The sequence below is a fragment of the Pseudomonas sp. P8_241 genome (assembly GCF_034008315.1).
Taxonomy (GTDB): Bacteria; Pseudomonadota; Gammaproteobacteria; order Pseudomonadales; family Pseudomonadaceae; genus Aquipseudomonas.
The window spans coordinates 2,641,477-2,666,669 of the sequence record NZ_CP125377.1 but is presented as its reverse complement, the minus strand read 5'-3'; the positions used below and the strand labels follow the sequence as shown (position 1 = coordinate 2,666,669).

The following is a 25,193-nucleotide window of genomic DNA, read 5'->3' as shown; positions in this document are numbered from 1 at the left end:
CTCATGACTTCAATCATTCAACTGATCTCACCGGTTGATGGCCGGGTCTACGCCGAACGTCAGTACGCCGAGGCGGCAGCCGTCGAACAGGGGCTGGACGCTGCCGCAAACGCACAGATCCAGTGGAAACGTCGACCGATAAGCGAACGCGCGGCGTTTTGCAGCGCCGCGGTGGATGCAATGCTGGCCATGAAAGATGAAATCGTCCCGGAACTGGCCTGGCAGATGGGCCGGCCGGTGCGCTTCGGCGCCGGCGAACTGCGCGGTTTCGAGGAACGGGCGCGGCATATGATCGCCATTGCGCCCCACGCCCTGGCCGCGCACGAACCGACGCCCATCGACGGGTTTCGACGCGTTGTCAAACGTGAACCGCTGGGCACCGTGCTGGTGGTCGCCCCGTGGAATTACCCTTACCTCACGGCGGTCAACACGATCATTCCGGCACTGATGGCCGGCAACGCCGTCATCCTCAAACATGCCTCGCAAACGCTGCTGGTCGGTGAGCGCTTCGCCGAAGCCTTGCGCCGCGCCCGGCTACCTGAAGGGCTGTTCCACAATTTGTTGCTCGATCATGCCCAGACCGCCGCGATCATTGGCTCCGGGCGTGTGCAGCAGGTGAACTTCACCGGTTCGGTCGATGCTGGCAAAGCCATGGAAAACGCCGCCACCGGACGTTTCCTCGGTATCGGCCTGGAGCTGGGCGGCAAGGACCCGGCCTATGTACGGGCGGATGCGAATCTTGAACATGCCGTGGAAAACCTGGTGGACGGCAGTTTCTTCAATTCCGGGCAGAGTTGCTGCGCCGTTGAACGCATCTACGTCGCTGAAAAAATCTATCCGCAATTTATCGAGCGCTTCGCCGAATTGACCCGCCAATACGTGCTGGGTAACCCACTGGACGAAGCCACTACACTCGGCCCGCTGGTGACACCGGGCGCGGCCTTCTTCGTCCGGGGTCAGATTGCCCAAGCATTGGCCCAAGGTGCACAGGCGCTGATCGATCCGCAGGCGTTTGCCGCCGACGTACCGGGCAGCGCCTACCTCGCGCCGCAGGTGTTGGTCGACGTCACCCATCAAATGTCGGTGATGCGCGATGAAAGCTTTGGTCCTGTGGTCGGCATCATGCCGGTGAGCGGCGACGACGAAGCCATCGACTTGATGAACGACAGCGAGTTCGGGCTCAGCGCGTCCCTGTGGACCCAGGACCTCGATGCTGCCGAACACTTGGGCAACCTGATCGACACCGGCACCGTATTCATGAACCGCTGCGATTACCTGGACCCGGCCCTGGCCTGGACCGGCGTTAAAAACAGCGGGCGCGGCGTCACGCTGTCGCGCCTTGGCTACGAGCACCTGACCCGCGCCAAATCCTTCCATTTGCGCCACGAGATCTGAGCCATGAGCCTGACTGGAAACTGGAATTACCCCACAAGCATTCGTTTCGGAGTCGGCCGCATCAGCGAGCTGGCCGAGGTCTGTCGCAGCCAGGGTATCCAGCGACCGCTATTGGTCACCGACAGTGGACTGGCGCGAGCGCCGATCACCACGGCCGCACTGAACGCGATGCGCGATGCGGGTCTGGGTGCCGAGCTATTCTGCGACCTCAAGCCCAATCCCGTCGAAGCCAACCTGGCCGGTGGGCTCGATGCCTGGCGTGCGGGAAAGCACGATGGCGTGGTGGCCTTTGGTGGCGGCAGCGGTCTGGACATGGGCAAGCTCATCGCCTTCATGAGTGGCCAGACTCGCCCCGTCTGGGACTTTGAAGACATCGGCGATTACTGGACCCGCGCCGATGAGAGCCGTATTGCCCCGGTCATTGCCGTGCCGACAACCGCCGGCACGGGCTCCGAAGTGGGCCGCGCCGCCGTGATCATCGACGAGCTGACGCACACCAAACGCATCATCTTCCATCCGAAAATGATGCCGCGCGTGGTCATCAGCGACCCGGCCCTGAGCGTCGGCATGCCAGCCAAAGTCACGGCCGGCACCGGCATGGATGCCTTGTCCCATTGCCTTGAAGCGTACTGTGCCCCCGGTTTTCACCCGCTGGCTGACGGGATTGCCGTGGAGGGCATGCGACTGGTAGCCCAGGCACTGGTGCGGGCGGTACACACTCCTTCCGATCTCGAAGCACGCGGGCAAATGCTCGCGGCGGCGGCGATGGGCGCCACCGCGTTCCAGAAAGGCCTGGGCGGCATGCACGCCCTGGCGCATCCGATTGGCGCGCTGTACGACACCCACCACGGCATGACCAACGCGACCCTGATGCCCTACGTTCTGAAATTCAACCGCCCGGCCATCGAGGAACGCATCACGCGCCTGGCCGCGTACTTGCGCCTGCCCTCCCCCGGGTTCGACAGTTTCCTGGCCTTCGTGCTCAAACTGCGCAAGGACATCGCTGTGCCGCACACGCTGTTCGAGCTCGGCGTGGATGACCAGCAAACCGAGCTGATCGCCGACATGGCAATCGTCGACCCGTCTGCGGGGGGCAATCCATTGCCATTGACCAAGGCCGGCGTGGCGGAAATTTTCCAGGCGGCATTCCACGGCCGTCTGTAGGAGCAAGTTAGCGCCAGCAGACAAGTTTTTCGGTTGTAAACAGGAGCAGTACGACAAGGGGTTGAAGGCCAGCCCATCCGGCATTCCGGGTGGATGCGTATCAAAACCTGAAGGGGCACACGATATGAATCCAGCAAGTCAGCCCGGCACCGGTGCAGCGCCGGACGATGACACCAAGGTGCTGCACAGCATGGGCTATGCCCAGCAGCTCTCGCGAAGAATGGGGGTTTTCTCCAACTTTGCGATTTCCTTTTCGATCATCTGCATCCTCTCCGGCGGCATCAACTCGCTGGCCCAGGGCACCTCGGGTGCGGGCGGTGCCTCGATCGGCATCGGCTGGCCAATCGGCTGCCTGATCTCCGGGGTGTTCGCTTTGGCCATGGCGCAGATCTCGTCGGCCTACCCCACCGCTGGCGGCTTGTATCACTGGGGTTCGATCCTGGGTAACCGTTTCACCGGGTGGCTGACAGCCTGGTTCAATTTGCTGGGGTTGGTCACGGTGCTCGGCGCGATCAACGTCGGCACCTATTACTTTTTCTTCGGTGCTTTCGGGCCGGGACTGGGCATGGAGGACACCACCACGACACGGGTGATTTTCCTGGCGATCCTGACCGGTCTCCAGGCCTTGTGTAACCACCTGGGCATCGGCCTGACGGCCAAGCTCACGGACTTCTCCGGTTACCTGATTTTCGCCACGGCCCTCGCCCTGACCATCGTTTGCCTGATCTCGGCACCCAGTTATGAGTTCGCCCGCCTTGTGACGTTCGCCAACTATTCCGGCGAAGCCGGCGGCAGCGTCTGGCCACAGGTGTCCAACGGCTGGATTTTCATGCTGGGCCTGTTGTTGCCGATCTACACCATCACCGGCTACGACGCCTCTGCGCACACCTCCGAAGAAACCCGCAACGCCGCCATGTCGGTGCCACGGGGCATGGTGATGTCCGTGGTCTGGTCGCTGCTGTTCGGTTGGGTGATGCTCAGCTCGTTCGTGCTGATGTTGCCGAACATGGACGAGGCCGCCAGCAAAGGCTGGAGTGTGTTTTTCTGGGCCATGGACACTCAGGTCAACCCGACGTTGAAACTGGCGTTGTACGTGGCGATTTTCATCTCGCAAGTGCTCTGTGGATTGGCGACAGTCACCTCTGTTTCACGCATGATCTTCGCCTTCTCCCGCGACGGCGGCCTGCCGTTTTCCAAAGCGCTGTCCTCGGTCTCCCCGACCTTGCGCAGCCCGGTCGCCGCGATCTGGACCGGTGCCACCCTCGCCGTGCTGTTCGACTGGGGGTCATCGGTGATCTCGGTCGGTGAGACACCGGTCTACACCATCGTCGTCTCTTGCACGGTGATCTTCCTGTTTTTCTCCTTCATCATTCCCATCGTGTTGGGCCTGTTTGCCTACGGGACGCCGAAGTGGCCGACCATGGGGCCGTGGAACATAGGACGCTTCTGGTACACCGTGTTCGCCCTGCTGTCGGTGCTCTCGATGGTGATCATTTTCATCATCGGTATCCAGCCGCCGAACGATTGGGCGCTGTACATCACCATTGGCTTTCTGGTGCTGACCGCCATCGTCTGGTTCGGCTTTGAAGCCCGACGCTTCCAGGGTCCACCGGTGGGTGACATGATCGTCAAGCGCCAGGCCGAAATCGCAGCGGCGGAAGCGGCGTTGAACAAACGCGTGGGTGGCTGACGCCACAGTGTTCGGTCAGTTGGCGACACAACGGGGGGAAGCAGGATGACTGGAATAACAGAGCGCAAAGGCTCGACCTGGGTCCTGCTTACCCTGCTTGCCGTCAGTCTGGTGCAGACCGCGGGCTGCTCAGGCAACAAGTCCACGCCTCGCTATGCGGCCCCTCGCATTGGCTCGGCGTGTTATGCAAAAGCGCTCCCCACTGTGGGTGAAGGCGGCCTGGCCTGGGGCGACACCTTGAGCATGGCGCGGCAAAAATCCCTGACCAATTGCGCACGTTATGCAGGGCGATCCGGTGGCACGCCGAGTACCTGTCAAGTGGTGCTGTCGGAATGCAAGCATTGATACCGCCGATTTTCGTTTGTGCGCCGCTTTTGCCGTTCTGTGCCACAGTTCGCCTTTCAGGGGCTCGCGCATCGGGCAAGGTACGCGACTGATACTCAAGGCCGCCTTCCTCAGCAACGGACCCGCCAGGACGGCGGGTCCGATTGGGCAGTTGCATTGTGTTTCAGCGCGCACTTCTTTCATGCCAGAAATAATGATAATTGCTGTGATTTAAATGGAGACAACCCAGCGAATGGTCTAGATTTTCATAGGCGCCTCCCCATCGACTCTGGCCTTGGCCTTTGCTTGCGCTGAGCGAATTTGCAGACGCACTGGTCTCTGGAGGTCTCTATGCATCAAGCAGGATTGGCTGAACCGGATAATCGAATCAGTGACAAGTATCTTGCCGCACAATTGGAAAGTTGCCTCCAGACAAATGATCCAGGTGTCTTGGTGACTGCGCTGGGCAACATTGCCCGGGTCAAGGGAATGAGCCAGCTCGCGCGCGATACAGGAATCAGTAGAGCCACTCTGTACCGAGCACTTTCCAAAGACGGTGACCCGAGCCTTTCGATCGTTCTGAAAGTGGCCGCGGCCTTGGGCATCAAAGTCAAGATCGTTGTGGTCACCGTACCCGTGAATTGAGCCCTTGGGGGTTGATTGCCTCGCCCCAACTTGGAAAACAGACTGGCGAATTCCAATGAAAGTTTATGGCCTGGTACGCCTTTGGAGCCCCCCTTGCCAGCTGTCTTTTCCCGTCATGTTTTGCGGTTGGCGTTATTGCTTTTTTGCAGTGGCGCTGCGTCATCTGTTATCGCCTGCCCGACAGGGCAATTCCAAGTCTGCGTGGTCGCCTGTTTTTGTGCGCCCGGTTCCGAAGAGGACGTTGGGACGATCTTCGATGAGATGAACCAACTGGCAGCCTCGGGATTGGAAAACTGGATCGTGCTGTCGCGCAACAACGCGGCAACGGGCGATGTTCAACCGATCCCGCTGAACATCCGGGCGCAACTCGAACCCTTCTATGACATCCAGGTGCTCGACTCGGCTCGCTACAAAATCGGTGATGAAACGGAGCTGAACGCCGCCAACACCCTGCTGCAAAATCCCGATATCAATGCCGTCACCCTTGTCGACCTCATCGTCTTTCGCAACCCTGATGATGCGGTGAACAACGTCGCGCTGTGGGCGCATGAGTTGAAGCACGTGGAGCAATACCAGCAATGGGGCGTTCGCGAGTTTGCCACTCGCTACACCCGTGACTATTCAGCCGTAGAGGCACCTGCCTACGAGATTCAAAACCAGGTGGACAAAGCCTTGAGACCCGCCGCTGTCGAAGCGCAACCGCCCCGAAGCCCCTGACCCTCATTGCGGCCGGAGATCCACCGGACTGACCGGCGGGCCGAGGCCTGCGCCAACGCAGTGACTTCTCAGTGTTCTTCAAATACACCGAAGCGCAGGACATGAGCGAGGTAGTCCGGCTGGAAAATACCCTGATCGGGTTTGAACTGCGCGTGCGCGTTGTCCTGCTGCCTGTGCCTGATCTCGTTGGGGCCATCATCATGGATGGCATCAAAGGCACTCACACCGGTCAGCTCGGCGTTAAGGCTGCCTTTAAGTCGTTCTGCACTCATTCTTATTCTCCTTACGACTGAAGGTTGTACGGCCGGGCATCGCGTCGGCCGGTCGAACATGCGAAATGCGATTGCCGTGCATTTCGCAAGAAGGAGTGTTATCGAGGGGAAGGTTTCTCACTTTTCAATCGACGACAGCGCTTTTTCATTTCATGACAAAATGTTTCCATCGATCCGGGGCGCACCGATCAGAGCATTTTCTCCAGGCCGATCTTGTCACTGAGCCAGGCTTTGAAGCTGCGCCATTTTCCACCGGGTTCCTTGTGCAAGGTATGCAGTTGGTCGTCGTCCTCCGTGACCCAGACGATTTCGCCATGTTCCAGCCGGGCCTGGTAACTCATGGCGGGCGCCATGCCCTCAAGCGCCAACTTGCGCACATAGCCGGCCAGTTCAGGACTATCGACCAGTACTCCGACTTCGGTGTTCCAGAGGACTGAGCGCGGGTCGAAATTGAACGAGCCGATGAACACTTTTTTCTGGTCGAGGATCATGGCCTTGGTGTGCAAGCTGGAATCCGACCCCCCGCTGAAACCAAATGAAGAAGAACCGCCACTGGGGTCGTCAGGCTGACGCCGCAGCTCATAGAGCTTCACCCCATGCTCGAGCAGCTCCTTGCGATAAGGTGCATAGCCTCCATGCACCGCCGGCACATCGGTGGCTTCCAGCGAGTTGGTCAACAAGCGCACATCGACACCGGCATCGGCACGACCGAGCAAGTAACGCATGCCCGATTGTTGCGGCACGAAATACGCCGAAATCATGATCAGCTCCTTGTTGACGCTGTCGAGCTCAGGCCGCAGCTGCGTGGCCATCAACAGAGAACGCGCCGGTTCGTCGTCGGCCAGCACCTTGCTCGGTGCGTCCCACATTACCTTGCCGTAGGCCCAGATCATCTGCTTGCGCCAATTGGCGAGTTGCGGGCGGGAACGGTAGGTCATGAGGTGATCGTACAGAGCCTTGTTCTCGATACGTGTGGTCTGGAGCGATTGCTCCAGGCGGTGCCGGCTCTGGAGCAAGTCATCGGCGGTAGGCTTGTTGATCAGGAAATCACTGATCGACTGGCTCAGGCCGCTGTTCCAGTATTGATCGAAGCTCACGCCCAACTGCTGGGCAACCGGGCCGATGCACAGCAGGTCCATGTCGGTGAAGTTGAGATCGGGTTTGGCGTCGAAATACTCATCCCCCAAATTGCGTCCGCCGACAATGGCGACACTGTTGTCGGCCAGCCACAGTTTGTTGTGCATGCGCCGGTGCTGCTGGGAAAGATCGAGCAGGCGCCCCATGGTTCGGGTCACCATGGTGCTGCGCCCCAGATGCAGGGGATTGAACACACGGATATGGATATTCGGGTGCACGGCCAATGTGGCGATGACCTCCTCCTGCCCGTCACTGGCCGTGTCATCGAGCAAGATGCGTATGCGCACGCCACGGTCAGCGGCCAGCAGAATTTCACGCACCAATGCCCGGGTGCTGAGGCCGTTATGCACGATGTAGTACTGCAGATCGACGCTTTTCTGCGCATTGCGGATCAGCTCGGCGCGCGCCCGAAACGCTTCACTGCTGTTGGGCAGCAGGCGAAAACCGGAGCGTCCTTCGTGTGGCGCGGCTTGCGCCTGGATGGAGCGCCCGAAAGCCGAATCGCTGGCGGGAATCGCCGCGCTGAAGTCATGAGGCAAACGCGTGGGGGTGGCGCAGCCAGCGAACAGCAGTGCGAACAGCAGTGCGAACACCAGGACGGGGAGGAACCGGTAGATGGGCAAAGCCTCGTCCTCGCTGGATGTGTTCTGACCTCAGGAACCCGCCTATGATTACGACCCCACGGCAATCTGCACGGCTAATTTCAGTAAAGCCCGGTTCAGGCAGCGTGTCGAAGTTTCCGACCATTTCCCCCGGATTTGATCAGGACAGGTTTTCGAGCAACTCCAGCGCCTGATCGAAATCGAAGCTCTCCGCTTGCTGGACCACCCGGTGCAACTGCTCGACGAGCCGAGGGCCTGATGCCAGCCCCTGCAGTTGGTGCAGGGCGGTCAGCGCCAGCGTGTCGCTCTCGGCCAGCAGATGCCGGACGTGGGCCAATTGCGTCTGCCATTCGCTATTGAAAGGTGCGGTGACGGCGTCTATGGGTGCTGTCGGTTCGGTCAGCATCGACAATCCTGCCAGCACGATGGCCAGGCAGCGTTCGACCTCCACCAGCGAATCTGTCAGGTCCTGCCCTGCTCCACCGCTCAGGCACGCCTGTTCCAGGATGCCGGCGGCGTCCGCCAGATCAATAGCACCGATGTTGCCGGCCGTCCCGCGCAAGGTGTGGGCCAATCTGATTGCCATCTGCGGATCGCTGTCAGCCCGGGCCGCCAGGAACTCGGCGCTAAAAGACTGCTGGCTGGTGCGAAACTTGCGAAGCAGGCGCAGGTAGAGCTCGACCTTGCCCATACACGTGCTCAGGCCTGAACTCAATTCAATACCGGGAAGGTTGGCCGGCAGCACGTCTGTAGACTCTGTCGTGAGCGGTGAAATGACCACAACAGGAGCGCCGCGACCCGGTCCCGGATGTATCCACCTGGCCAACGTGGCGAACATGTCATCGACGTTCAAGGGTTTGGAGATGTGATCGTTCATGCCGCAGGCAAGCGCCCGCTCGCGGTCCCCCGCCATGGCGTCGGCCGTCATGGCGATCACCGGCAGCTTCGCCCAACGAGGCTGCTCGCGTATTTTGCGGGTTGCGGTATACCCGTCCATCACTGGCATCTGGCAGTCCATCAACACACCATCGAAGTGCGGGTCCCGCTCCAAGTGGTCGAGCGCTTCCTTGCCATGATTGGCCAGCAACAGCTCGATGCCCGCGCTTTCCAGCAATTCACACGCCAGCTCACGGTTCAGCTCATTGTCTTCCACCAGCAACAATCGCGCGCCACGCAGGCTGGCCATGGCGCTGGCGCTCTGGTCGGTGCGCTTGTTGGCCCGGGTATCGACGTGAGGAATTTTGCCCAGTACTGTGCCCAGCGCCTCCAGCAACGTCGACGGCGTCACCGGTTTGGTCAGTACCACCGGAAATTGAAGGCCGTGCCGACTGGCTTCTTCGCGGACCTCTTCGCGACCGAACGCGGTGACCATGATCACCGACGGCGTTTTCATCAGTTTGGCAGCCTGCATCTGCCGCACCGTCTCCACGCCATCCATGCCGGGCATACGCCAATCCATCAGCACCAGGTCATAGGGCAGCGTCCTGGTTTCGGCTTCCACCAACATGGCCAATGCGGCTCGGCCACTTTGCGCGACGTCCACTTCGACGCCAAAACTGCGCGCCATGTCGGACAGAATCTCGCGCGCCGTGGCGTTGTCGTCGACAACCAGCACACGGCTGCCCACCAATTCGTCGGCGGTCAACATGCGGCGCAGATGGCCGTCGCGCTGCACGCCCACGCTTACCTCGAAATGAAAAGTAGACCCTATGCCCGGCTCGCTCTCCACCCAGATTGTCCCGCCCATCAGTTCCACCAGATGCTTGGAGATGGCCAGCCCCAACCCGGTGCCGCCGTATTTACGCGTGGTGGAACTGTCGGCCTGGCTGAACGGTTGAAACATGCGCGAGCATTGTTCGGCGCTCATGCCGATCCCGCTGTCGCGCATCCAGAAATGCAACTGCGCCTGCTCACCTTCGGCGCTTCGCAGTTCTGCACCGAGCACAATCTCGCCCTGCTCGGTGAACTTCGTCGCATTGTTGCCCAGGTTGATCAGCACCTGGCCCAGGCGCAACGGATCGCCGACTAACGCAGTCGGCAGTTCAGGCGCCGTGTTGAACAGTAATTCCAGGCCTTTGTCCTCGGCTTTCAGGCCAATCATGCTGGCGAAGCCGTCGAGCACGTCCTCGAGATGGAAAGGGATGTGTTCGAGGTTCATCTTGCCGGCCTCGATCCTGGAGAAATCGAGGATATCGTTGATGATGCCCAGCAGGCTTTCGGCCGAGCGATGGACCTTTTCGATGTAGTTGCGCTGGCGGTGGTCGAGTTCGGTGCGCAACGCCAGATGGCTCATGCCGATGATGGCGTTCATCGGTGTGCGGATTTCGTGGCTCATGGTGGCCAGGAAGTCGCTCTTGGCCCGGGTCGCCTCCTCCGCAGCCTCGCGCGCGCGCTGCACCTCGGCCTCGGCGGTCTTGCGATCGGTGATGTCAAAGTACCAATTGGCATCCATGCCCCGCTCGCCCAGTGTCATCGAGACAGCCGACACCAGTACGTCGAAGCGTTCACCACCGGCTCGCTGCATCGTGGTCTCGAAATTCAGCACCTGACCTTGAGAGGCCGCAGCGAGAAAGCGCTGGCGTGCCTGCGGATCGACCCAGAACTGCGCCGGATCCGTCCCCTCAAGTTCAGCCAGACGGGTTCCGAACAAACTGTTGAACTGCGGATTGCAGTAGCTCGGACGCCCATCGAAGTCTCTGATCACCATGGCCACCGGGCTGCTGTCGAGCACGGCGCGCAACTGCGACTCACTGGCCTTGAGCGCCGCTTGCAACTGACGGCGCTCACTGACATCGCGCACCGAAGCGCACACGCAGGTTTCACCCCCGTCCAGACTCGGCAGATGCGACAGGCTGATCTCTGCCGAAAAGTGGCTGCCGTCCTTGCGCACCCCTTGCAGGTCATCCAGATAGCTTCCCATCTGGCGAGTGTCGCCGTGGGCCACGAAGTCCTTGCGCAGCCCCACGTGGCGCTCTCGACTGGCGACCGGCACCAGACGTTCGATTTTCTCGCCAAGCAACTCACCGGCCGCGTAACCGAACAGTTGATCCAGTTGGCGATTGGTTCGCAGGATCTTTCCGTCGGCATCCACCACCAGCATGCCGTCCGGGGCCGCTTCGATGATCCCGCGATACCACGCCTCGGTCGCACGCAAGGCCGACTGCTGGGTTTCGAGCGCCTTGGCCTGTTCTTCCAGTTGCAGCGCCTGTTCCGCCATTTCATTGGCCTGGCGACGGGTTTCTGCCAACAGCGTCTTGACCGCCTGGTTACGCTCCAGGATCGCCATCGCGGCAGCCAGGCGTGGCGTGGCCTCGTGCAACAGCTGTAATTCGCGCTCGCCCAACGGCTCCAGCCCGGCCAGTTCGAGTACGCCCAACAGCCGCTCGCTGCGCACGATGGGTTGCAGCAGCAAACAACTGGCCGTCATCTCACCAAGCGGCGAATGCAAACGCCATTGATGCTCCGGCAGCGCCTGAAACTGACGGGGCTGGCGATCCACCGCGCACTGCCCCAACAGGCCATCGCCGAACAAGACTTTTGCCTGCGGTGGCCGCTCGGCATCGGTGGCATAACGGCCCATCAGCAACAGCGTTCCAGCATCCTCGTTCGCGCTGTAAAGCACCCCTTGGCAGATTCCGTGCAGGCTGGCCATGCATTGCAGAAACACCTGCGCCAACTCGGCGGGCGTTTCAGCCTGTTGCAGATCAACCTGCAACTGGGCGGTATGCGACTTGATCCAGCGCTGGTGCTCAAGCTGTTGCGACTCGCTCTGCAGTTTGGCGATGGCCCGTGCCAGGTCACCCGTTTCGTTATTCATGTCGGTGTGAGGGATCGGCTGGTCAAGCTGCCCGGCGGCCAACTGGTCCACGGCCACCCGCACCCGGTTGAGCGGATTGCGAATCGACTGGCTGACCAGCCAGGACAACAGCAGCGCCAGCGACAGGCCTCCGAACAACAATATGTAGGTCAGCAGAGTGCTGCGTTCGGCATAGTCGGCAATGTCCTTGGCCGTATCGCGAATCGAGGCTTCCTTGATCTGGGCGATCGCGTACAAAAGGGTGTCGGCCTGCTGAGCCAGTTGCTGGAACTCACTGCTATTGAGCAGCACCAACGCCTGACTCTGCTGGCCCTGATCGATCAATTGAAAGGCGTGATCGCCATGGCGCTGCAACTGTTGCAGCAGCAGGTCGAACTCGGCGAGACGCGCCAGATTCTCCGCCCGCCGCAGGGTCACTTTGGCCTGGGCCAGCGAAAGCTGCAGCCGATTCTGGATGTCATGCAACTGCTGCAGGGATTCGACGCGGATCGATGCGCTGTCGGTGCCCACCGCACGCTGCAGTGCTTGCATCATATGGGGCAGTTGCACCCGCGCTTCATGCAAGTACTCCATGCCCACCAGTTCCTGGAGGTAGAGGTTCTGCATGTCCTGCTCCAGCGAATGCTGGGTCCGCAGGCTTTGTACACCGAGCACCAGCACCAACAGCAGTAGCGCGGCAAACCCCAGGATCAGTTTGTGCAGAAGCGCAAGGCGCTCAAGCAGGGTGCGCAATCCGGCCATGGCCTGTCCTCGTGATCCTGATAAAAATACGGGTGAAGGGAGTGGGAAGTACCGGGCTCAAAGCGACTGGCCGCTACGTTCCAGGGCGGCCTGTTTGGCTGCCATGTCCTGATTGGTGTCGGCGAAACGCTCGGCAACAGCCCGAAACTGTTCAACGCAGGCCAGGAAGGCGTCGCAGATGTCCGGGTCAAAGTGGCTGCCTCGCCCCTGCCGGATAATCTCGACGGCTTGCTCGTGGGGCATTCCGGATTTATAGACCCGCCGGCTGATCAGCGCGTCATAGACATCGGCCACCGCCATCAACCGGGCGCTGATGGGAATGTCGTCAGCCGCCAGCCCCTGCGGGTACCCGCTGCCGTCCCATTTCTCCTGGTGACTGTAGGCAATCTCCTTGGCCAGATTGAGGAAGTCGACGCGAATGCCCAGCGCATCCTCGGCATGCTGGATGGCGTCACGCCCCAGCGTTGTATGAGTTTTCATGATCTCGAACTCTTCCTCAGTGAAGCGTCCCGGCTTGAGGAGGATATGGTCGGGAATGCCGATCTTGCCGATGTCATGCAGCGGCGCCGACTTGAAGAGCAGCTCGATGGTCTCCTCGCTGAGGAAGAGACTGAAACGCGGATGTTCACGCAGATGCTCGGCCAGCACCTTGATGTAATGCTGGGTCCGGCGGATATGGTTGCCGGTTTCGTTATCACGCGTCTCGGCCAGTGAAGCCATGGCCTGGATGGCCACGTCCTGGATCGCAATCACTTCGCGAGTCCGGCGCTGCACTTCCTTTTCCAGATAGTCGTTTTGATCGCGCAGGAAGTCTTTAGCGGCCTTGAGCTTGAGCTGGGTATCGACCCGCGCCAGTACCAGCGCCGGCCTGATCGGTTTGGTGATGTAGTCGACCGCCCCCAGCTCCAGGCCATGGATCTCATCGTCGGTCCCGGCCATGGCGGTCAGGAAGATGATCGGAATGTCGCGGGTGCGCGGGTCGCGCTTGAGCCGCTGCGCCACTTCATGGCCGGACATCCCGGGCATCATGATGTCGAGCAGGATCAAGTCCGGGAGCGTATCGCCCTGCAATACCCGCAACGCCTTCTCACCGCTGTTGGCGGCCTTGACCCGGTATCGATCCTTGAGCAGATCGGTCATCAGCATCAGGTTATCGGGCGTGTCATCGACCACCAGGAGGGTCGGCGCAGTGTAATGACGCTGTTCGACGCTCATGGCGGGCGACTCCCTTGTCAGATATCGGCATTCCAAGGCAACAATTGCACCCCGGCGAAGCAAAGCTTAGCGGTCATACCAGCCTGTCGCCTGGCTGCGCGCATCATGATCCAGGCAATCGGTCGCCCGAGGATCAGTATTTGATGTCCCGGGCCTCGCGACGGGTATCCTGCTTGGTGCTGCGCTTTTCCTGGCGGCAATCGACGTTGGTCTTGTCGTTGCTCTTTCTGCAATCCTGCTTGGTTTGCCGTGCCGTGGAGCGCCCATCCTGGCGGGTATCGCGCGCGTCACGCCGCTGTTCACCCTGCTCGGTCGCGTAGACTGGTAGCGATATCCACTGCGCGCCAGCGACAACGATGAACGCTGCTGCCAGAGCCTTCAAACTGTGCGTGCGAATCATGATCGTTCTCCAATTCGAAATCTTCCGGTCGCGTCTCAGGCTCACCGGCGATGTTCAGGGAAATGTGCCTGACATTGTTCGCTCAAAACCCACAAAACTGCTTTGTGGCACATGAGATCTGACGATAGGGCTCCAAGGGCAGTCCCGCAAGGAGCGTTATGTGCAAAGTTCGCAAAATGCCCCCGGGCAGCGACTAAACTTTGGCGATGAACGCTTGCTGCAAGGAGATATCCATGAGCGCCTCGCTGCCCGAACTCGATGCTGCACTGCCCCGACTGGCCTGCAAGATCCGCGTACTGGACGCCCTGGCCTGGCCGGACGGGGTGGAGGAAGACTTCCTGGAGCATTGGCGTGGCGGTAAAGCCCGATTACCTCGCGTCGAACTGCCGCCGCGTGATCACAGTGCCGACATCGCCGCTCTGGAAACGTTTGCTGGCCGCTGCGATCAGCAGCATCCGGCCGGGCATCACCTGGCCGTGACAGCGCGCAGCTATGCCATGGCCGGGCGGATGCTCGGCGCCATAGGCACCCCTGCGTTCACTCAATATTCCTCAGCGTTGTACCGGCGACCGGATTTCGATTACCCGCGCCTGAAACTGACCATGCTGGACGCGGCGCGTTTTTTCCTCGAGACCACCGATGCATTGCTCGGCGGCAGCCGAATTGCGCCGAGCGAAGCCGATATCCCGGCCCAGACCTTCGCCGACTGGATGCAACCGGAACTGGACAATTTTTTCGGTCCGGGTCGAATTTCAGTCATTCTCGATCCCACCCTGGCAGCCAAGGCGATCGCCGGCTCAACGCGCATTCGCTTGCGCGCCAGCGCACTGTTCTCGGAACTGGACAAAAACCAGTTATTGCAACATGAGGCCTTCGTGCATGTGGCGACGGCACAAAACGGCGCACGCCAACCCAATCTGAAGAGTCTCGGTCTGGGAGCTCCCCGCACGACCCAGACTCAAGAGGGCATCGCCACCCTCGCCGAGCTCTTCACCGGCAGCATGGACATCAACCGCCTGCGGCGCCTGGCGCTGCGCGTACTGGGGGTTCAACAGGCGCTGAACGGGGCCGACTTCATTCAGGTGTTTGAAGGGTTTGTGGCGGCCGGTCAGTCACCAGAGGAGTCCTTTCGCTCAACCCAGCGGATATTCCGTGGCGCCGACCTGCGGGGTGGTTCGGCCTTTACCAAGGATGCCGCGTACCTCACCGGCCTGCTTGGCGTGCATACCCTGTTGCGCATCGCGATCCGCGATAATCGCCCGGAACTGGTCAACCATCTGTTTGCCGGACGCCTCAGCCTGGGAGACACCCTGCGCCTGGCGCCACTGTTCGACTCCGGCTGGCTCCAGGGCCCGGTTTATCTTCCGGCCTGGGCCAGCGATCTGCGTCGGCTCGCCGCGAACCTGGCCTTTTCTGCCTTCATTTCCCGGATCCCGCTGGATATCCTCGATCTGGACGTGTTCATGGCATTCGCTGACGAACACGAGGCCGATGCCAGCGCCCTGTGATCAGGGCATCACGCGACGGTTTGCGCGGTATCCACCACCTCTGCCCGCCGCACATGCAGGTTTTTTGTGTGCACTGAATTAGCCCTGCCCGGCATGATCGACTACTATACCGCGCCGGTTTCCAAACGGGATTAATAGGGAATCCGAGATGCGCCTGTCGCATCGAACGGAACTGCCCCCGCAACTGTAGATGCCGAGCCTGCTTCTTTATTGCCACTGGATCGAATCCGGGAAGGCTGGAGCATGGCGATGACGCATCAGTCAGGAGACCTGCCGGCACAGAACATCACTAACCGGCGGGGTGTCCGGAAGGGACATCCTTGCCGCGTGTTTTTTGCCTGAACCCGGCCTTGCTCTGCTCCAGCGGCAGCGTTTGATTGTGTGTTTCCAGACCGTACTCCCCTGCTCCGTGTACGGTACAAATGGAGATTGCATCATGCTGCTGCACCGCGTTGTCGCCCTCATCACCGGTTGGGTCCTGTGCTCGCAGGCCTTTGCAACCTCGACTCACTATCCGTTGACGCTAAAGAACTGCGGCAGCACGCTGACCTTCCAGCACGCCCCGACGCGTACCGTGACCATCGGCCAGGCCGGCACCGAAATGCTCTATGCCCTGGGGCTCGGCGACAAGGTCACGGGGACTTCCCTGTGGTTCAACGAGGTGCTGGGCCAGTACAAGACGCAGAACGACAGGATCGAGCGCCTGGCCGATAACGAACCGAGCTTCGAAGCCGTCATCGGCAAGCGGCCGGAACTGGTCGCGGTGGAACTTGAGTGGATGGTCGGCCCGCAAGGCGCTGTGGGTACCCGCGAACAATTTCACGAACTGAACATTCCAACCTACCTCCTGCCGTCCGATTGCGAAGCCAAGGACAACCTGGTCGGTGCCGACGGCACACGCCTGCAGCCCTTTCGCATCGACAGTATCTACAAGAGCGTCAGCCAGCTGGCAGAGATTTTCGATGTGCCCGAGCGCGGCCATCAACTCAATGCCGAACTCAAGGCCGGCCTTGCCCGGTCCGTCGCGTCAGTACAAAAAAAGGATTTGCGGCACACCAGCGCACTGGTCTGGTTCTCCAGCGCGGATATGGGCCTCGATCCCTATGTGGCCGGCCACAAGGGCATTGCCGATTTCATGCTCAAGTCCCTGGGCGTGCGCAATGTGGTGCAGTCCGATGAAGAATGGCCAACCGTAGGCTGGGAAACCATAGCCAAGGCCAACCCGACGTTTTTAGTGATTGCACGCATGGATCGCCGCCGTTTTCCGGCTGACGACTATCAAAAGAAGCTGGCGTTTTTGCGCAGCGATCCCGTCACCCGCAACATGGACGCGGTGAAAAACGACCGCATCATCATCCTTGATGCCCTGGCCCTGCAGGCCAGTGTCAGGATGTTCGATGGCGTCGAGCAATTGGCCAACGCCATCAACGGCTACGACTTGTCGAAATGACGGCGATCACAATTCGGGTCCTGTTGGCATTCGCCACGCTATTGATAGCAGTGATCGCCGGTGTGGCCATCGGTGAAACGGCAATAGCCCCAGGCGTGGTGTTTGAGGTATTGGCCAACAAGCTGTGGGCGGCGGGATACGTGCTTGATCCGATCGATGAAGGCATTGTCTGGAATTATCGCCTGACCCGTGCACTGGTAGCGGCCGCCTGCGGCGCAGGGCTTGCGACCTGCGGAGTGATCTTGCAATCGCTGCTGCGCAACCCCCTGGCGGACCCCTATCTATTGGGCATTTGTGCGGGCGCCTCGACCGGAGCGGTGCTGGTGGCACTGCTCGGCGTGGGCGCCGGAATGGTTTCGTTATCCGCGGGCGCCTTCAGCGGAGCCGTGACCGCTTTCGCCCTGGTCATATTACTGGCTCGGGTCAGCGGGCGTTCCAGCGGTACTGGCCAGATCATTCTGGCGGGCATCGCCGGTTCGCAGTTGTTCAACGCGCTGACGGCCTTTCTGATCACCAAGTCAGCCAGTTCCGAACAGGCGCGCGGGATCATGTTCTGGCTGCTCGGCAATCTGAGCGGTGTGCGTTGGCCGTCGGTAGGGCTGGCGGTGCCGGTTGCCGTGGCAGGTCTGGTGGTGTGCCTGTGGCACCGTCGGGCTCTGGATGCCTTCACCTTTGGCGTTGACTCGGCCGCATCGCTCGGCATACCGGTGCGTCGGGTGCAATTTCTGCTGATCGGCTGCGCCGCATTGGTGACCGCCGTGATCGTCTCGATTGTCGGCTCCATCGGGTTTGTCGGCCTGGTCATTCCCCACGCTGCGCGCCTGCTGCTGGGGACCGGACATGCTCGTCTGTTGCCCGCCAGTGCCCTGGGAGGGGCCGTGTTCCTGATCGCGGCCGATGTGCTGTCGCGCACCCTGATCAAGGGCCAGGTCATTCCCGTCGGCGTGATCACCGCATTGGTTGGCGCGCCGGTTTTCGCCCTGATCCTGATTGGCCGGAGAAACGCCCGATGAGTGCCACCTGCGTACTGAGCTGTAGCGGTCTGAGTTTCAAGGTGCGCGACGCCGGGTTACTGAGCGATATCGGCCTGGATGTCCACCAGGGTGAAACCCTGGGCATCGTCGGGCCGAACGGCTCGGGCAAATCCACCCTGCTGAAACTGCTCGCCGGTGTACGCCAACCCACCGCCGGCGAAGTTCGGCTGGCTGGCCAACGCCTGGGCGAACTGTCGCGTCGAAGCATCGCGCAAAGCCTGGCGGTGGTTGAGCAGCAGGCCGACACCGACGACGCGATCAGCGTGTTCGACGCCGTCGCGCTGGGGCGCACGCCCTGGTTGTCAGCCTTGACACCCTGGTCGAACGAAGACGCTGCCATCGTCCTGCAAGCCTTGCACGACGTCGATGCCATGCACCTGCGCACGCGCATTTGGGGCAGTCTCTCGGGGGGTGAACGCCAGCGTGTGCACATCGCCCGGGCACTGGCTCAGCGCCCCCGGATCCTGCTGCTCGACGAACCGACCAATCACCTCGACATCCAGCATCAGTTGATCATTTTGAAGGTGGTTCAATCGTTGCCGGTGACCACGTTGGTCGCGCTGCATGACCTGAACCAGGCGCTGACGTGTGATCGTTTGGCGGTGCTTGAGCGAGGGCGCCTGGTAGCGCTGGGCAAACCGCTCGACGTCCTGACCCCGCAACGCTTGCTGGACACCTTTGGGGTACACGCGCACTACCTGACGGACCCTTTCGATGGCGCGCAGATCCTGCGTTTGCGTTCTACCTGACTTTTATGGATTGCCGGCCCGGTCCACCTGGCTTTGACTTGGGCTCGAAGGTTGCCCTCACCGAGGAAACAGCAGCGTAATGGCGAACCGCCCTCCCCAGCCTTGCGCACCATCCTCAGGGGTGTCGAGCCAGTAACGCGGCCCTGCTTGCACCGTCAAGGGCTGGCCACCGATTTTCAACAACTGCGTCACAGTCAAATTGACCGGGACCGACCATTCGCGAGTTTGCCAGTTATAGGTCGACTCGGTGTTCACGCCGAACGTGGTCAGGGTGCTGGTGGTGTAGGAAAGGAAGGGTTGCAGGAAAGTCTGGTTGACCTTGTCCTTGCCATCGGGCGGGCTGCCGTCCAGGCCCCAGACATGATTGGCCAGAATCCCGTGTGTCCAGCCGTTGGCCTGCTTCAGGGCGACCGCCGTCGGGCCGATCCCCCATTGCTCATTGCCGAGCAACTCGTCGCTGCCGGTCGGAATCAAAACCGCCGGGCCGGCACCGAGTATCCAGCCGCTCTCCGTCGGCTGTTTCGGCGAGAAGAAAAAGCTCTGGGTGATGTCACCCACACCGGATCTGTCCGCCGCGCCATCAGGTGCCAGGCCGTGCTGGTCGATCACCGGCAAAATGGTGCGGGAAATGAGGTTCCACTCATCATTGAGAGTGAAAGGCAGCACCGGCTGGATATTGGTGACGCTGTGCATGCCGTCACCGGTCGGGCCGATTTTCTGATCCCAGTTGTACTGCACCGGCAGGCTGTACATCGCGGCCACCGGGTTGAGTGCTTTCCTGGCCAGTTCCGCCGAGTCCTCGGCATGGGCAGCGGGCATGAACCAAAGCATTAGCGCCAAAGTTGCACCGATGCCCTTGGATTGCTTGTCATTCCCCATGCCTGGTCACCTTGAGGTCAAGAGCACACCGCCGCCCCACAGGCTGTAGCGTTAGAGCTTGCCTGGATAGGACTGTGAACGTGCAAAGCGTAGGCAAAAGTCAGGGAAGTGCAATTTTCTGCAGGAAACCCGAGCAGTCATCCTGCGATCAACTGGCACGTTCCAGGGTGGAAAACAGGCTGACAAACTCCAATGAAAGCTTATGGCGAGGCGCCAGATGGATCATGGGCACCGACACTGCATGGGATTCACGCATTTTCACCGTGCTGCTCAGGTAATCCGGTAACACCGGCAAGCCTTCTGCCACCAACTCGTCGATCAGCGTCTGATGCAGGCTGGCTCGCGCCACGAACTGGTTGACCACCACCCCTTCCACGATCAACGACTCGTTATGGTCGGCGCGCAACTCGGCCACTTGCGCGATGACACTGTAGAGCCCCTGACGAGAAAAGCTGTCGCAATCGAATGGAATCAACACGCGCTCGGCGGCGATCAATGCGCTGAACGTATAGAAATTCAAGGACGGCGGCGTATCGATATAAATGCGCTCGTAATCTTCGCTAAGTTCTACCAGCAAACGACGCAGCTTGTTGATCTTGAATTTTGACTCCAGCTTCGACTGCAGGTCAGCAAGCTCGCGACTGGCCGTGACCAGATGCAGATTGTCATAGCGGGTCTCGGTGATGGCCACCCGATTCCTTTTGCTGGCCGGGCCACTGGACAGGGTTTGCTTGAAGAAGTCGGCGATCCCCATGGGGATGTCATCCCCGGTCAGCCCCGTCAGGTAGTGGGTCGAGTTTGCCTGTGGATCGAGATCCACCAGCAGCGTCCTGTAGCCTTCGGCAGCACTGACAGCCGCCAGATTGCAGGCGATGCTGGATTTGCCAACCCCGCCTTTTTGATTGAACACAGCTCGACGCATGAGACAGGCAGCCTGAGAAAAATCCTACATGGATCATAGGATTGAAATATTTCAGTAATATTTCTGCGCGACAATTTTGTTTCACTTTTAAGACAGCGGATGCCGGATCTGACCGCTGCGCCACAGCAGTTAACAAGCGACTTGCCTATATGGCAAAACAAGGAGGTCAACGATGCACTGTTCACTGGCTGAGATACGGCATCAGATTCTGGATGCCGAGTCCGTGTTGAAACGACTCGATATCGAGATGGAAGGGATCGAGTTTGATCCGCTGATACCCTCAAGCGTTACGGCTGCCTATGCCAAAGTCGATCGGGTGATTGAGCATCTGTTGGCGCGGTTCAAGGCGAACCCTATCCTGGGGCCTTTAATCAAAGAGCTGAAATCCCAGTACTCAGAAGCGATCCAGACCAGGGTAGCGGACGCCCTCAGGAGCGAGCAATGGTGAACAGCAACATTTACTTACAATTTCTCTATTTGCCAAAAACCTGCTTTGCAACTATAGATGATAGGTTACGCTCCTCGACCGGGCCAAGAGATGCCTAGCCTAAAAATGCGCATCAAATTTCCCGGTATTCCCGCCCTCGGTGCTTATGTTGCACTGGCTTGCCTCTTTGCGGTCGCATGGTTCATCAACCCTGCCCACACGCACTCATCCTTTGCATTGATGAGTCCAGTGAAGGCGGTGGCCAATCAAGTGGCCAAACCCATTTATACCAGCCGTTTCGCCTCCTCCGGGCTCGTGGACTTCGTGCATTCCTCGGCGGTCACGGCCTTGCCTGACGGAAGCTTGATGACCGTGTGGTTTGCCGGTTCTCGCGAAGGCGCCGCCGATGTGCAGGTGCGTTCGGCCCGTTTCGACGTGAAAACCGGCGAATGGGGCGCCGAACAGGTGTTGGCGACTCGGGAGTCAACCCAGCAGGGAACCCAACGCTATATCCGCAAACTGGGCAATCCGGTGATAGCACTCGCGCCGGATAATCGCCTGTGGTTGTTCTACGTTTCCGTGTCCATGGGCGGCTGGGCCGGCAGCGCGGTGAACGTGATGGTCTCCGACGACTTCGGCGAGCATTGGTCCGCTCCGCGCCAACTGATCACCTCGCCCTTTCTGAACATCAGTACCCTGGTGCGCTCGGCGCCGGTGTTTCATGCCGACGGCTCCATCGGCTTACCGGTCTACCACGAGTTTCTGGGCAAGTTTGCCGAGTATCTCTACCTGAGTGCAGACGGTGATGTGATCGACAAATATCGCATCAGCCACGGCAAAAACTCGTTGCAACCCACGGTAGTTCCGCTGGATGGGCAGCGCGGTATTGCCTTGCTGCGTTATGCCGGCAACACCCATCACCGCGTTCTGGCAACCCGCACCGAAGATGCCGGGCAAACCTGGAGCGAGCCTTATCCGCTCAACCCATGGAACCCCAATTCCTCGCTGGCGGCTGTTGCAACCCCCGAACACGGATTGTTGGTGGCGCTCAATGATTTGCAGGAGGGGCGTTACAAGCTCAGCCTTTATGGTACCGACGCGAAAATGGACGATTGGCGCTCGTTAGGTGATCTGGACAAGTCGCCTGATCCCGAAGGGGACCCGGTTTCACCCAAAGCCTACAAGGAAATCATGGGCAATGAGTTCCGCGGTTCCAGTGGTGCGCTTCGCCAACCGCTGGAGGCGCAGTTCCTGAAAAATCTCGACACCCGTGGCTGCAAGGTCCGGGGGTGCGAGTTTGAATATGAATACCCCTACTTCATCCGCAGTCCAGACGGCATGTATCACCTGGTCTATTCCTGGAACAACACTTTCATCAAGCACGTCACCTTCAACGAGGCGTGGCTTTCCGAGCGTCTCAAATGATCAGCCTTTGGCAAGCCCACCTCAGCTTCGCAATGATCGCCTTCCTCCTGCTGCCGGCGTTTGGCCTGAACCGGGCCTGGCGCATCGCATTACTGTTCGCCTTGCTGGGCGCCAGTTTCATACCCGTGGACGGATTGTCGCTGGCCACGTACCTGCGCAGCCATATCGATGACCTGGCGATCACCTCAATGGTGTTGATGGCCTGGTTCTGCTTGCGTCGGTTGGGCTTTTTGCCAGCGGCCCGGCAAGGGAAAACCTGCGTACTGATCCTGTTCGCCATCATGGCCCTGGTGCTGTACCCGGCAACCATGGGCCTGAGTGACCTGGACCCTTATCGGTTCGGCTACAGCCCGCGCCCGATGCTGATTTTCTTCGCCCTGCTCACCCTGGGCCTGTTTTACCTGCGCAACGGTCTTGCGGTCGTGATGCTGGCCACCGCGACGCTGGCCTTTATCGTCGGGATAAAACCTTCGCAGAACTATTGGGATTACCTGATCGATCCGTTGCTGGGTCTGTATTGCTGCGCCTCCCTGCTGATGCTTGCCACGCGCTGGGCATATGGTTTGCTGAGTAAAAAGCGCACTTCAGTGCCGAATCGACCCGCTTGATTCAACGACATTTTTAACAGGGGAACATTGATGGGTTGGCTGCATTCGAGACGGTTGCATTATTGGCTGGGCGCAACCGCGTGCCTGTTTGCGTTGTTCGCGTTGCTGCGGGTGGTGTTCTTCTTCGGCTTTTCCGGCTTCGACGTCAAAGCCCTGATCGGCGACGATGCCGTCCTTGAGACCCTGGGCATCGGCTTTCGTTTCGATCTGCGCCTGGCCATCCTGGTGACGCTACCGCTGGCGATACTGGCCTGGATTCCTCGCTGGAACCTGATCACCAGCCGCTTGCTGCGCCGAGTCGCGCGCCTGTATATCGTCATCGCCCTGAGCGCCCTGCTGCTGATCTACATCATCGATTTCGGGCACTACGCGTACCTGGGCATGAGGATCAACGCCACCGTCCTGCGTTTCCTCGAAGATGCGCAGATTTCCCGCGACATGGTCTGGCAAACCTACCCGGTTATCTGGATCTCCCTGGGTTGGCTGGCAACCGTCGCGTTGGTGACCTGGATTCTGGTACGCCTGGAACGCGTGACACTGGACCGTCGCAGCAGACCGATTCACCCGCTCTCCGCCACATGGGGGAGCGCATTGATGGTGATCCTGGTGTTGCTGGGCATTTTGGGTCGTGTCGAGAACATGAACCTGGAAAACCCTGTGCCGTTGCGCTGGAGCGATGCCTTTTTCTCGGGCAATAACCAGGTGGCTGCACTGGGGCTGAACCCGGTCATTTTCCTTTACGACACGCTTAAAGTCGGCCAGTCGCGCTATGACGAAGCGCAGGTGCGCGAGCATTACCCGGTCATGGCCAACTATCTGGGCGTCGACCAGCCCGACCCGAACACCCTCAATTTCGTCCGCCACCAGGCACCACAGCCCTACAAAGTACCGGGATCACGACCGCCGAACGTGATGTTCGTCATGCTTGAATCCCTGGGCACCAGCGCCGTCGGGGCCTACGGCAACCCGATCAATCCGACGCCCAATATCGATCGCCTGGCCACGCAGAGCTGGTTCTTCGAGCACTTCTATGTGCCGGTAACAGGTACTGCAAAAACCGTATGGGCGAGTATTACCGGAGTTCCTGACGTCACGCGTCAGGAGACTGCGACACGTAACCCGTTGATCACCCGGCAGCACTCACTGGTCAATGCCTTCACCGGTTACGAGAAGATCTACACCATCGGCGGCAACTCCGGCTGGGCCAACATGAATGCGTTGATTCGCCAAAGCATCGACGGCATTCATCTCTATGAAGAGCGCGACTGGAAATCCCCTGTGGTGGATGTCTGGGGCATTTCGGATCTGGACCTGTTCAAGGAAACCGACCGGATCCTGCAAGCGCTGCCCAAGGACAAGCCCTTCTTTGCGTACGTACAGACGGCCGGTAACCATCGTCCGTTCACGATTCCCAAGACCAACGACGGGTTTGAGGTCAAGCACCCTACCCTCGAGGAAGTCCAGGCCGCAGGATCGCGCAGCGTCGAGCAATACAATGCCGTGCGCCTGCTGGACTTCAACATCGGCCGCCTGATGGAGATCGCCAAGGCCGGCGGCTATTACGACAACACGATTTTCGTGCTGTTTGGCGACCACAACACCCGCATCGCGCAGATCCCTTTCCTGGCGCCGGCTTATGAGCAGCTGGGCCTGGAAAGCAACGCAGTACCGATGATCATCCACGCCCCGGGCTTGCTCGGCACACGCAAGGTCGAGGAAGCGGTTGGCCTGGTGGACTTGCTGCCCACCGTGGCGGGCATGGCCGGGCTTGAGTTCCGCAACAGCGGCATGGGCCGTGACATCCAGCAGCCCGCACCCGAAGGTGAACGCGTGGTGCCGCTGGTATTGCGTGAAGGAACCTTCCCGTTGATCGCCGGTGTGACTCAACATTACATGGTGCAGATGGAACACGACGGCAGCTCGCCAACGCTCCACGACCTGGCTTCGAAAACGCCGCTGGACAACGTGGCAGCGCAAAATCCGGAAGAGTTCAAACGCCTGTCGGAATTGACCCGCGCCATGCATGAAACCTCACGGCTGATGCTGTACCAGAACGTGCGTCAGTAACTTCC

At 60.1% G+C, this 25,193-nt stretch carries 21 protein-coding genes and 1 riboswitch; of the genes, 14 read left to right on the top strand and 7 right to left on the bottom strand.

Annotated elements, in window-relative coordinates; genetic code table 11:
• Positions 1-3: 3 nt before the first annotated feature.
• From QMK58_RS12205 to QMK58_RS12180, 6 genes are all read left to right on the top strand, one after another.
• Complete coding sequence (locus QMK58_RS12205) at positions 4-1,395, top strand: aldehyde dehydrogenase family protein (protein ID WP_320396357.1); 1,392 nt, start codon at positions 4-6, stop codon at positions 1,393-1,395.
• 3 nt (positions 1,396-1,398) lie between these two features.
• Complete coding sequence (locus QMK58_RS12200) at positions 1,399-2,559, top strand: iron-containing alcohol dehydrogenase (RefSeq protein ID WP_320396356.1); 1,161 nt, start codon at positions 1,399-1,401, stop codon at positions 2,557-2,559.
• Between the two features lie 124 nt (positions 2,560-2,683).
• Positions 2,684-4,249, top strand: coding sequence for an amino acid permease (locus QMK58_RS12195; protein WP_053160247.1), 1,566 nt, complete (start codon positions 2,684-2,686; stop codon positions 4,247-4,249).
• 45 nt (positions 4,250-4,294) lie between these two features.
• Entirely contained in the window at positions 4,295-4,594 is a 300-nt protein-coding gene (locus QMK58_RS12190; RefSeq protein WP_053160248.1) for a hypothetical protein, read from the top strand.
• A 330-nt stretch (positions 4,595-4,924) separates the two neighbouring features.
• Positions 4,925-5,218 carry an addiction module antidote protein gene (locus QMK58_RS12185; RefSeq protein WP_053160250.1) on the top strand — a complete coding sequence of 98 codons (294 nt, stop codon included), beginning with the start codon at positions 4,925-4,927 and terminating at the stop codon, positions 5,216-5,218.
• A gap of 93 nt (positions 5,219-5,311) precedes the next feature.
• Positions 5,312-5,935, top strand: a complete 624-nt coding sequence (locus QMK58_RS12180) for a DUF4157 domain-containing protein (protein WP_413817425.1) — start codon at positions 5,312-5,314, stop codon at positions 5,933-5,935.
• A gap of 68 nt (positions 5,936-6,003) precedes the next feature.
• On the opposite strand, the gene QMK58_RS12175 is transcribed toward QMK58_RS12180, so the two are convergent.
• The 5 genes from QMK58_RS12175 to QMK58_RS12155 form a co-directional block, all read right to left on the bottom strand.
• Positions 6,004-6,207 carry a hypothetical protein gene (locus tag QMK58_RS12175; RefSeq protein ID WP_053160256.1) on the bottom strand — a complete coding sequence of 68 codons (204 nt, stop codon included), beginning with the start codon at positions 6,205-6,207 and terminating at the stop codon, positions 6,004-6,006.
• A 188-nt stretch (positions 6,208-6,395) separates the two neighbouring features.
• Positions 6,396-7,967, bottom strand: a complete 1,572-nt coding sequence (locus tag QMK58_RS12170; RefSeq protein WP_320396355.1) for a phospholipase D family protein — start codon at positions 7,965-7,967, stop codon at positions 6,396-6,398.
• A 139-nt stretch (positions 7,968-8,106) separates the two neighbouring features.
• Positions 8,107-12,504, bottom strand: coding sequence for a response regulator (locus QMK58_RS12165; protein WP_320396354.1), 4,398 nt, complete (start codon positions 12,502-12,504; stop codon positions 8,107-8,109).
• Between the two features lie 57 nt (positions 12,505-12,561).
• A complete protein-coding gene (locus QMK58_RS12160; protein ID WP_320396353.1) occupies positions 12,562-13,719 on the bottom strand; it encodes a two-component system response regulator in 1,158 nt (385 codons plus the stop codon).
• Positions 13,720-13,852: 133 nt separating this feature from the next.
• Positions 13,853-14,119 (bottom strand): hypothetical protein, encoded by a 267-nt coding sequence (locus tag QMK58_RS12155; protein WP_053160264.1) that lies wholly within the window; start codon positions 14,117-14,119, stop codon positions 13,853-13,855.
• A gap of 233 nt (positions 14,120-14,352) precedes the next feature.
• Here QMK58_RS12155 and QMK58_RS12150 point away from each other — a divergent pair, with 233 nt between their 5' ends.
• The 4 genes from QMK58_RS12150 (at position 14,353) to QMK58_RS12135 (ending at position 18,860) form a co-directional block, all read left to right on the top strand.
• Positions 14,353-15,627: a flavohemoglobin expression-modulating QEGLA motif protein gene (locus QMK58_RS12150; protein WP_320396352.1), complete on the top strand. Its 1,275-nt coding sequence runs from the start codon at positions 14,353-14,355 to the stop codon at positions 15,625-15,627.
• 98 nt (positions 15,628-15,725) lie between these two features.
• Positions 15,726-15,920, top strand: a riboswitch (cobalamin riboswitch).
• Positions 15,921-16,063: 143 nt separating this feature from the next.
• Entirely contained in the window at positions 16,064-17,077 is a 1,014-nt protein-coding gene (locus QMK58_RS12145) for an ABC transporter substrate-binding protein (protein WP_320396351.1), read from the top strand.
• Positions 17,074-18,090 carry a FecCD family ABC transporter permease gene (locus QMK58_RS12140; RefSeq protein ID WP_053160269.1) on the top strand — a complete coding sequence of 339 codons (1,017 nt, stop codon included), beginning with the start codon at positions 17,074-17,076 and terminating at the stop codon, positions 18,088-18,090. Before QMK58_RS12145 ends, QMK58_RS12140 begins: the two co-directional genes overlap by 4 nt.
• Positions 18,087-18,860 carry an ABC transporter ATP-binding protein gene (locus QMK58_RS12135; RefSeq protein ID WP_053160271.1) on the top strand — a complete coding sequence of 258 codons (774 nt, stop codon included), beginning with the start codon at positions 18,087-18,089 and terminating at the stop codon, positions 18,858-18,860. The genes QMK58_RS12140 and QMK58_RS12135 overlap by 4 nt, the downstream gene beginning before the upstream one ends.
• A gap of 57 nt (positions 18,861-18,917) precedes the next feature.
• Here the strand turns inward: QMK58_RS12135 and QMK58_RS12130 are convergent, their stop codons facing one another.
• Together QMK58_RS12130 and QMK58_RS12125 are read right to left on the bottom strand one after the other, a co-directional pair.
• Entirely contained in the window at positions 18,918-19,691 is a 774-nt protein-coding gene (locus tag QMK58_RS12130) for a transporter (RefSeq protein ID WP_156322353.1), read from the bottom strand.
• 196 nt (positions 19,692-19,887) lie between these two features.
• Positions 19,888-20,661, bottom strand: a complete 774-nt coding sequence (locus tag QMK58_RS12125; protein WP_053160274.1) for a ParA family protein — start codon at positions 20,659-20,661, stop codon at positions 19,888-19,890.
• Between the two features lie 172 nt (positions 20,662-20,833).
• Here QMK58_RS12125 and QMK58_RS12120 point away from each other — a divergent pair, with 172 nt between their 5' ends.
• The 4 genes from QMK58_RS12120 to QMK58_RS12105 all read left to right on the top strand — a co-directional run bounded on the left by QMK58_RS12120 (position 20,834) and on the right by QMK58_RS12105 (position 25,188).
• Positions 20,834-21,109 (top strand): hypothetical protein, encoded by a 276-nt coding sequence (locus QMK58_RS12120; RefSeq protein WP_320396350.1) that lies wholly within the window; start codon positions 20,834-20,836, stop codon positions 21,107-21,109.
• Positions 21,110-21,214: 105 nt separating this feature from the next.
• Positions 21,215-22,513, top strand: coding sequence for a sialidase family protein (locus QMK58_RS12115; protein WP_172681828.1), 1,299 nt, complete (start codon positions 21,215-21,217; stop codon positions 22,511-22,513).
• A complete protein-coding gene (locus QMK58_RS12110) occupies positions 22,510-23,121 on the top strand; it encodes a hypothetical protein (RefSeq protein WP_320396349.1) in 612 nt (203 codons plus the stop codon). Before QMK58_RS12115 ends, QMK58_RS12110 begins: the two co-directional genes overlap by 4 nt.
• A gap of 30 nt (positions 23,122-23,151) precedes the next feature.
• Complete coding sequence (locus QMK58_RS12105) at positions 23,152-25,188, top strand: LTA synthase family protein (protein ID WP_053160281.1); 2,037 nt, start codon at positions 23,152-23,154, stop codon at positions 25,186-25,188.
• Positions 25,189-25,193 lie beyond the last annotated feature (5 nt).

Bases quoted from the DNA above. Each gene is read 5' to 3' on its own strand.
- QMK58_RS12205 (WP_320396357.1), top strand. From the start codon at position 4: ATGACTTCAATCATTCAACTGATCTCACCGGTTGATGGCCGGGTCTAC.
- QMK58_RS12200 (WP_320396356.1), top strand. From the start codon at position 1,399: ATGAGCCTGACTGGAAACTGGAATTACCCCACAAGCATTCGTTTCGGA.
- QMK58_RS12195 (WP_053160247.1), top strand. From the start codon at position 2,684: ATGAATCCAGCAAGTCAGCCCGGCACCGGTGCAGCGCCGGACGATGAC.
- QMK58_RS12190 (WP_053160248.1), top strand. From the start codon at position 4,295: ATGACTGGAATAACAGAGCGCAAAGGCTCGACCTGGGTCCTGCTTACC.
- QMK58_RS12185 (WP_053160250.1), top strand. From the start codon at position 4,925: ATGCATCAAGCAGGATTGGCTGAACCGGATAATCGAATCAGTGACAAG.
- QMK58_RS12175 (WP_053160256.1), bottom strand. From the start codon at position 6,207: ATGAGTGCAGAACGACTTAAAGGCAGCCTTAACGCCGAGCTGACCGGT.
- QMK58_RS12165 (WP_320396354.1), bottom strand. From the start codon at position 12,504: ATGGCCGGATTGCGCACCCTGCTTGAGCGCCTTGCGCTTCTGCACAAA.
- QMK58_RS12160 (WP_320396353.1), bottom strand. From the start codon at position 13,719: ATGAGCGTCGAACAGCGTCATTACACTGCGCCGACCCTCCTGGTGGTC.
- QMK58_RS12155 (WP_053160264.1), bottom strand. From the start codon at position 14,119: ATGATTCGCACGCACAGTTTGAAGGCTCTGGCAGCAGCGTTCATCGTT.
- QMK58_RS12150 (WP_320396352.1), top strand. From the start codon at position 14,353: ATGAGCGCCTCGCTGCCCGAACTCGATGCTGCACTGCCCCGACTGGCC.
- QMK58_RS12145 (WP_320396351.1), top strand. From the start codon at position 16,064: ATGCTGCTGCACCGCGTTGTCGCCCTCATCACCGGTTGGGTCCTGTGC.
- QMK58_RS12140 (WP_053160269.1), top strand. From the start codon at position 17,074: ATGACGGCGATCACAATTCGGGTCCTGTTGGCATTCGCCACGCTATTG.
- QMK58_RS12135 (WP_053160271.1), top strand. From the start codon at position 18,087: ATGAGTGCCACCTGCGTACTGAGCTGTAGCGGTCTGAGTTTCAAGGTG.
- QMK58_RS12130 (WP_156322353.1), bottom strand. From the start codon at position 19,691: ATGCTTTGGTTCATGCCCGCTGCCCATGCCGAGGACTCGGCGGAACTG.
- QMK58_RS12125 (WP_053160274.1), bottom strand. From the start codon at position 20,661: ATGCGTCGAGCTGTGTTCAATCAAAAAGGCGGGGTTGGCAAATCCAGC.
- QMK58_RS12120 (WP_320396350.1), top strand. From the start codon at position 20,834: ATGCACTGTTCACTGGCTGAGATACGGCATCAGATTCTGGATGCCGAG.
- QMK58_RS12115 (WP_172681828.1), top strand. From the start codon at position 21,215: ATGCGCATCAAATTTCCCGGTATTCCCGCCCTCGGTGCTTATGTTGCA.
- QMK58_RS12110 (WP_320396349.1), top strand. From the start codon at position 22,510: ATGATCAGCCTTTGGCAAGCCCACCTCAGCTTCGCAATGATCGCCTTC.
- QMK58_RS12105 (WP_053160281.1), top strand. From the start codon at position 23,152: ATGGGTTGGCTGCATTCGAGACGGTTGCATTATTGGCTGGGCGCAACC.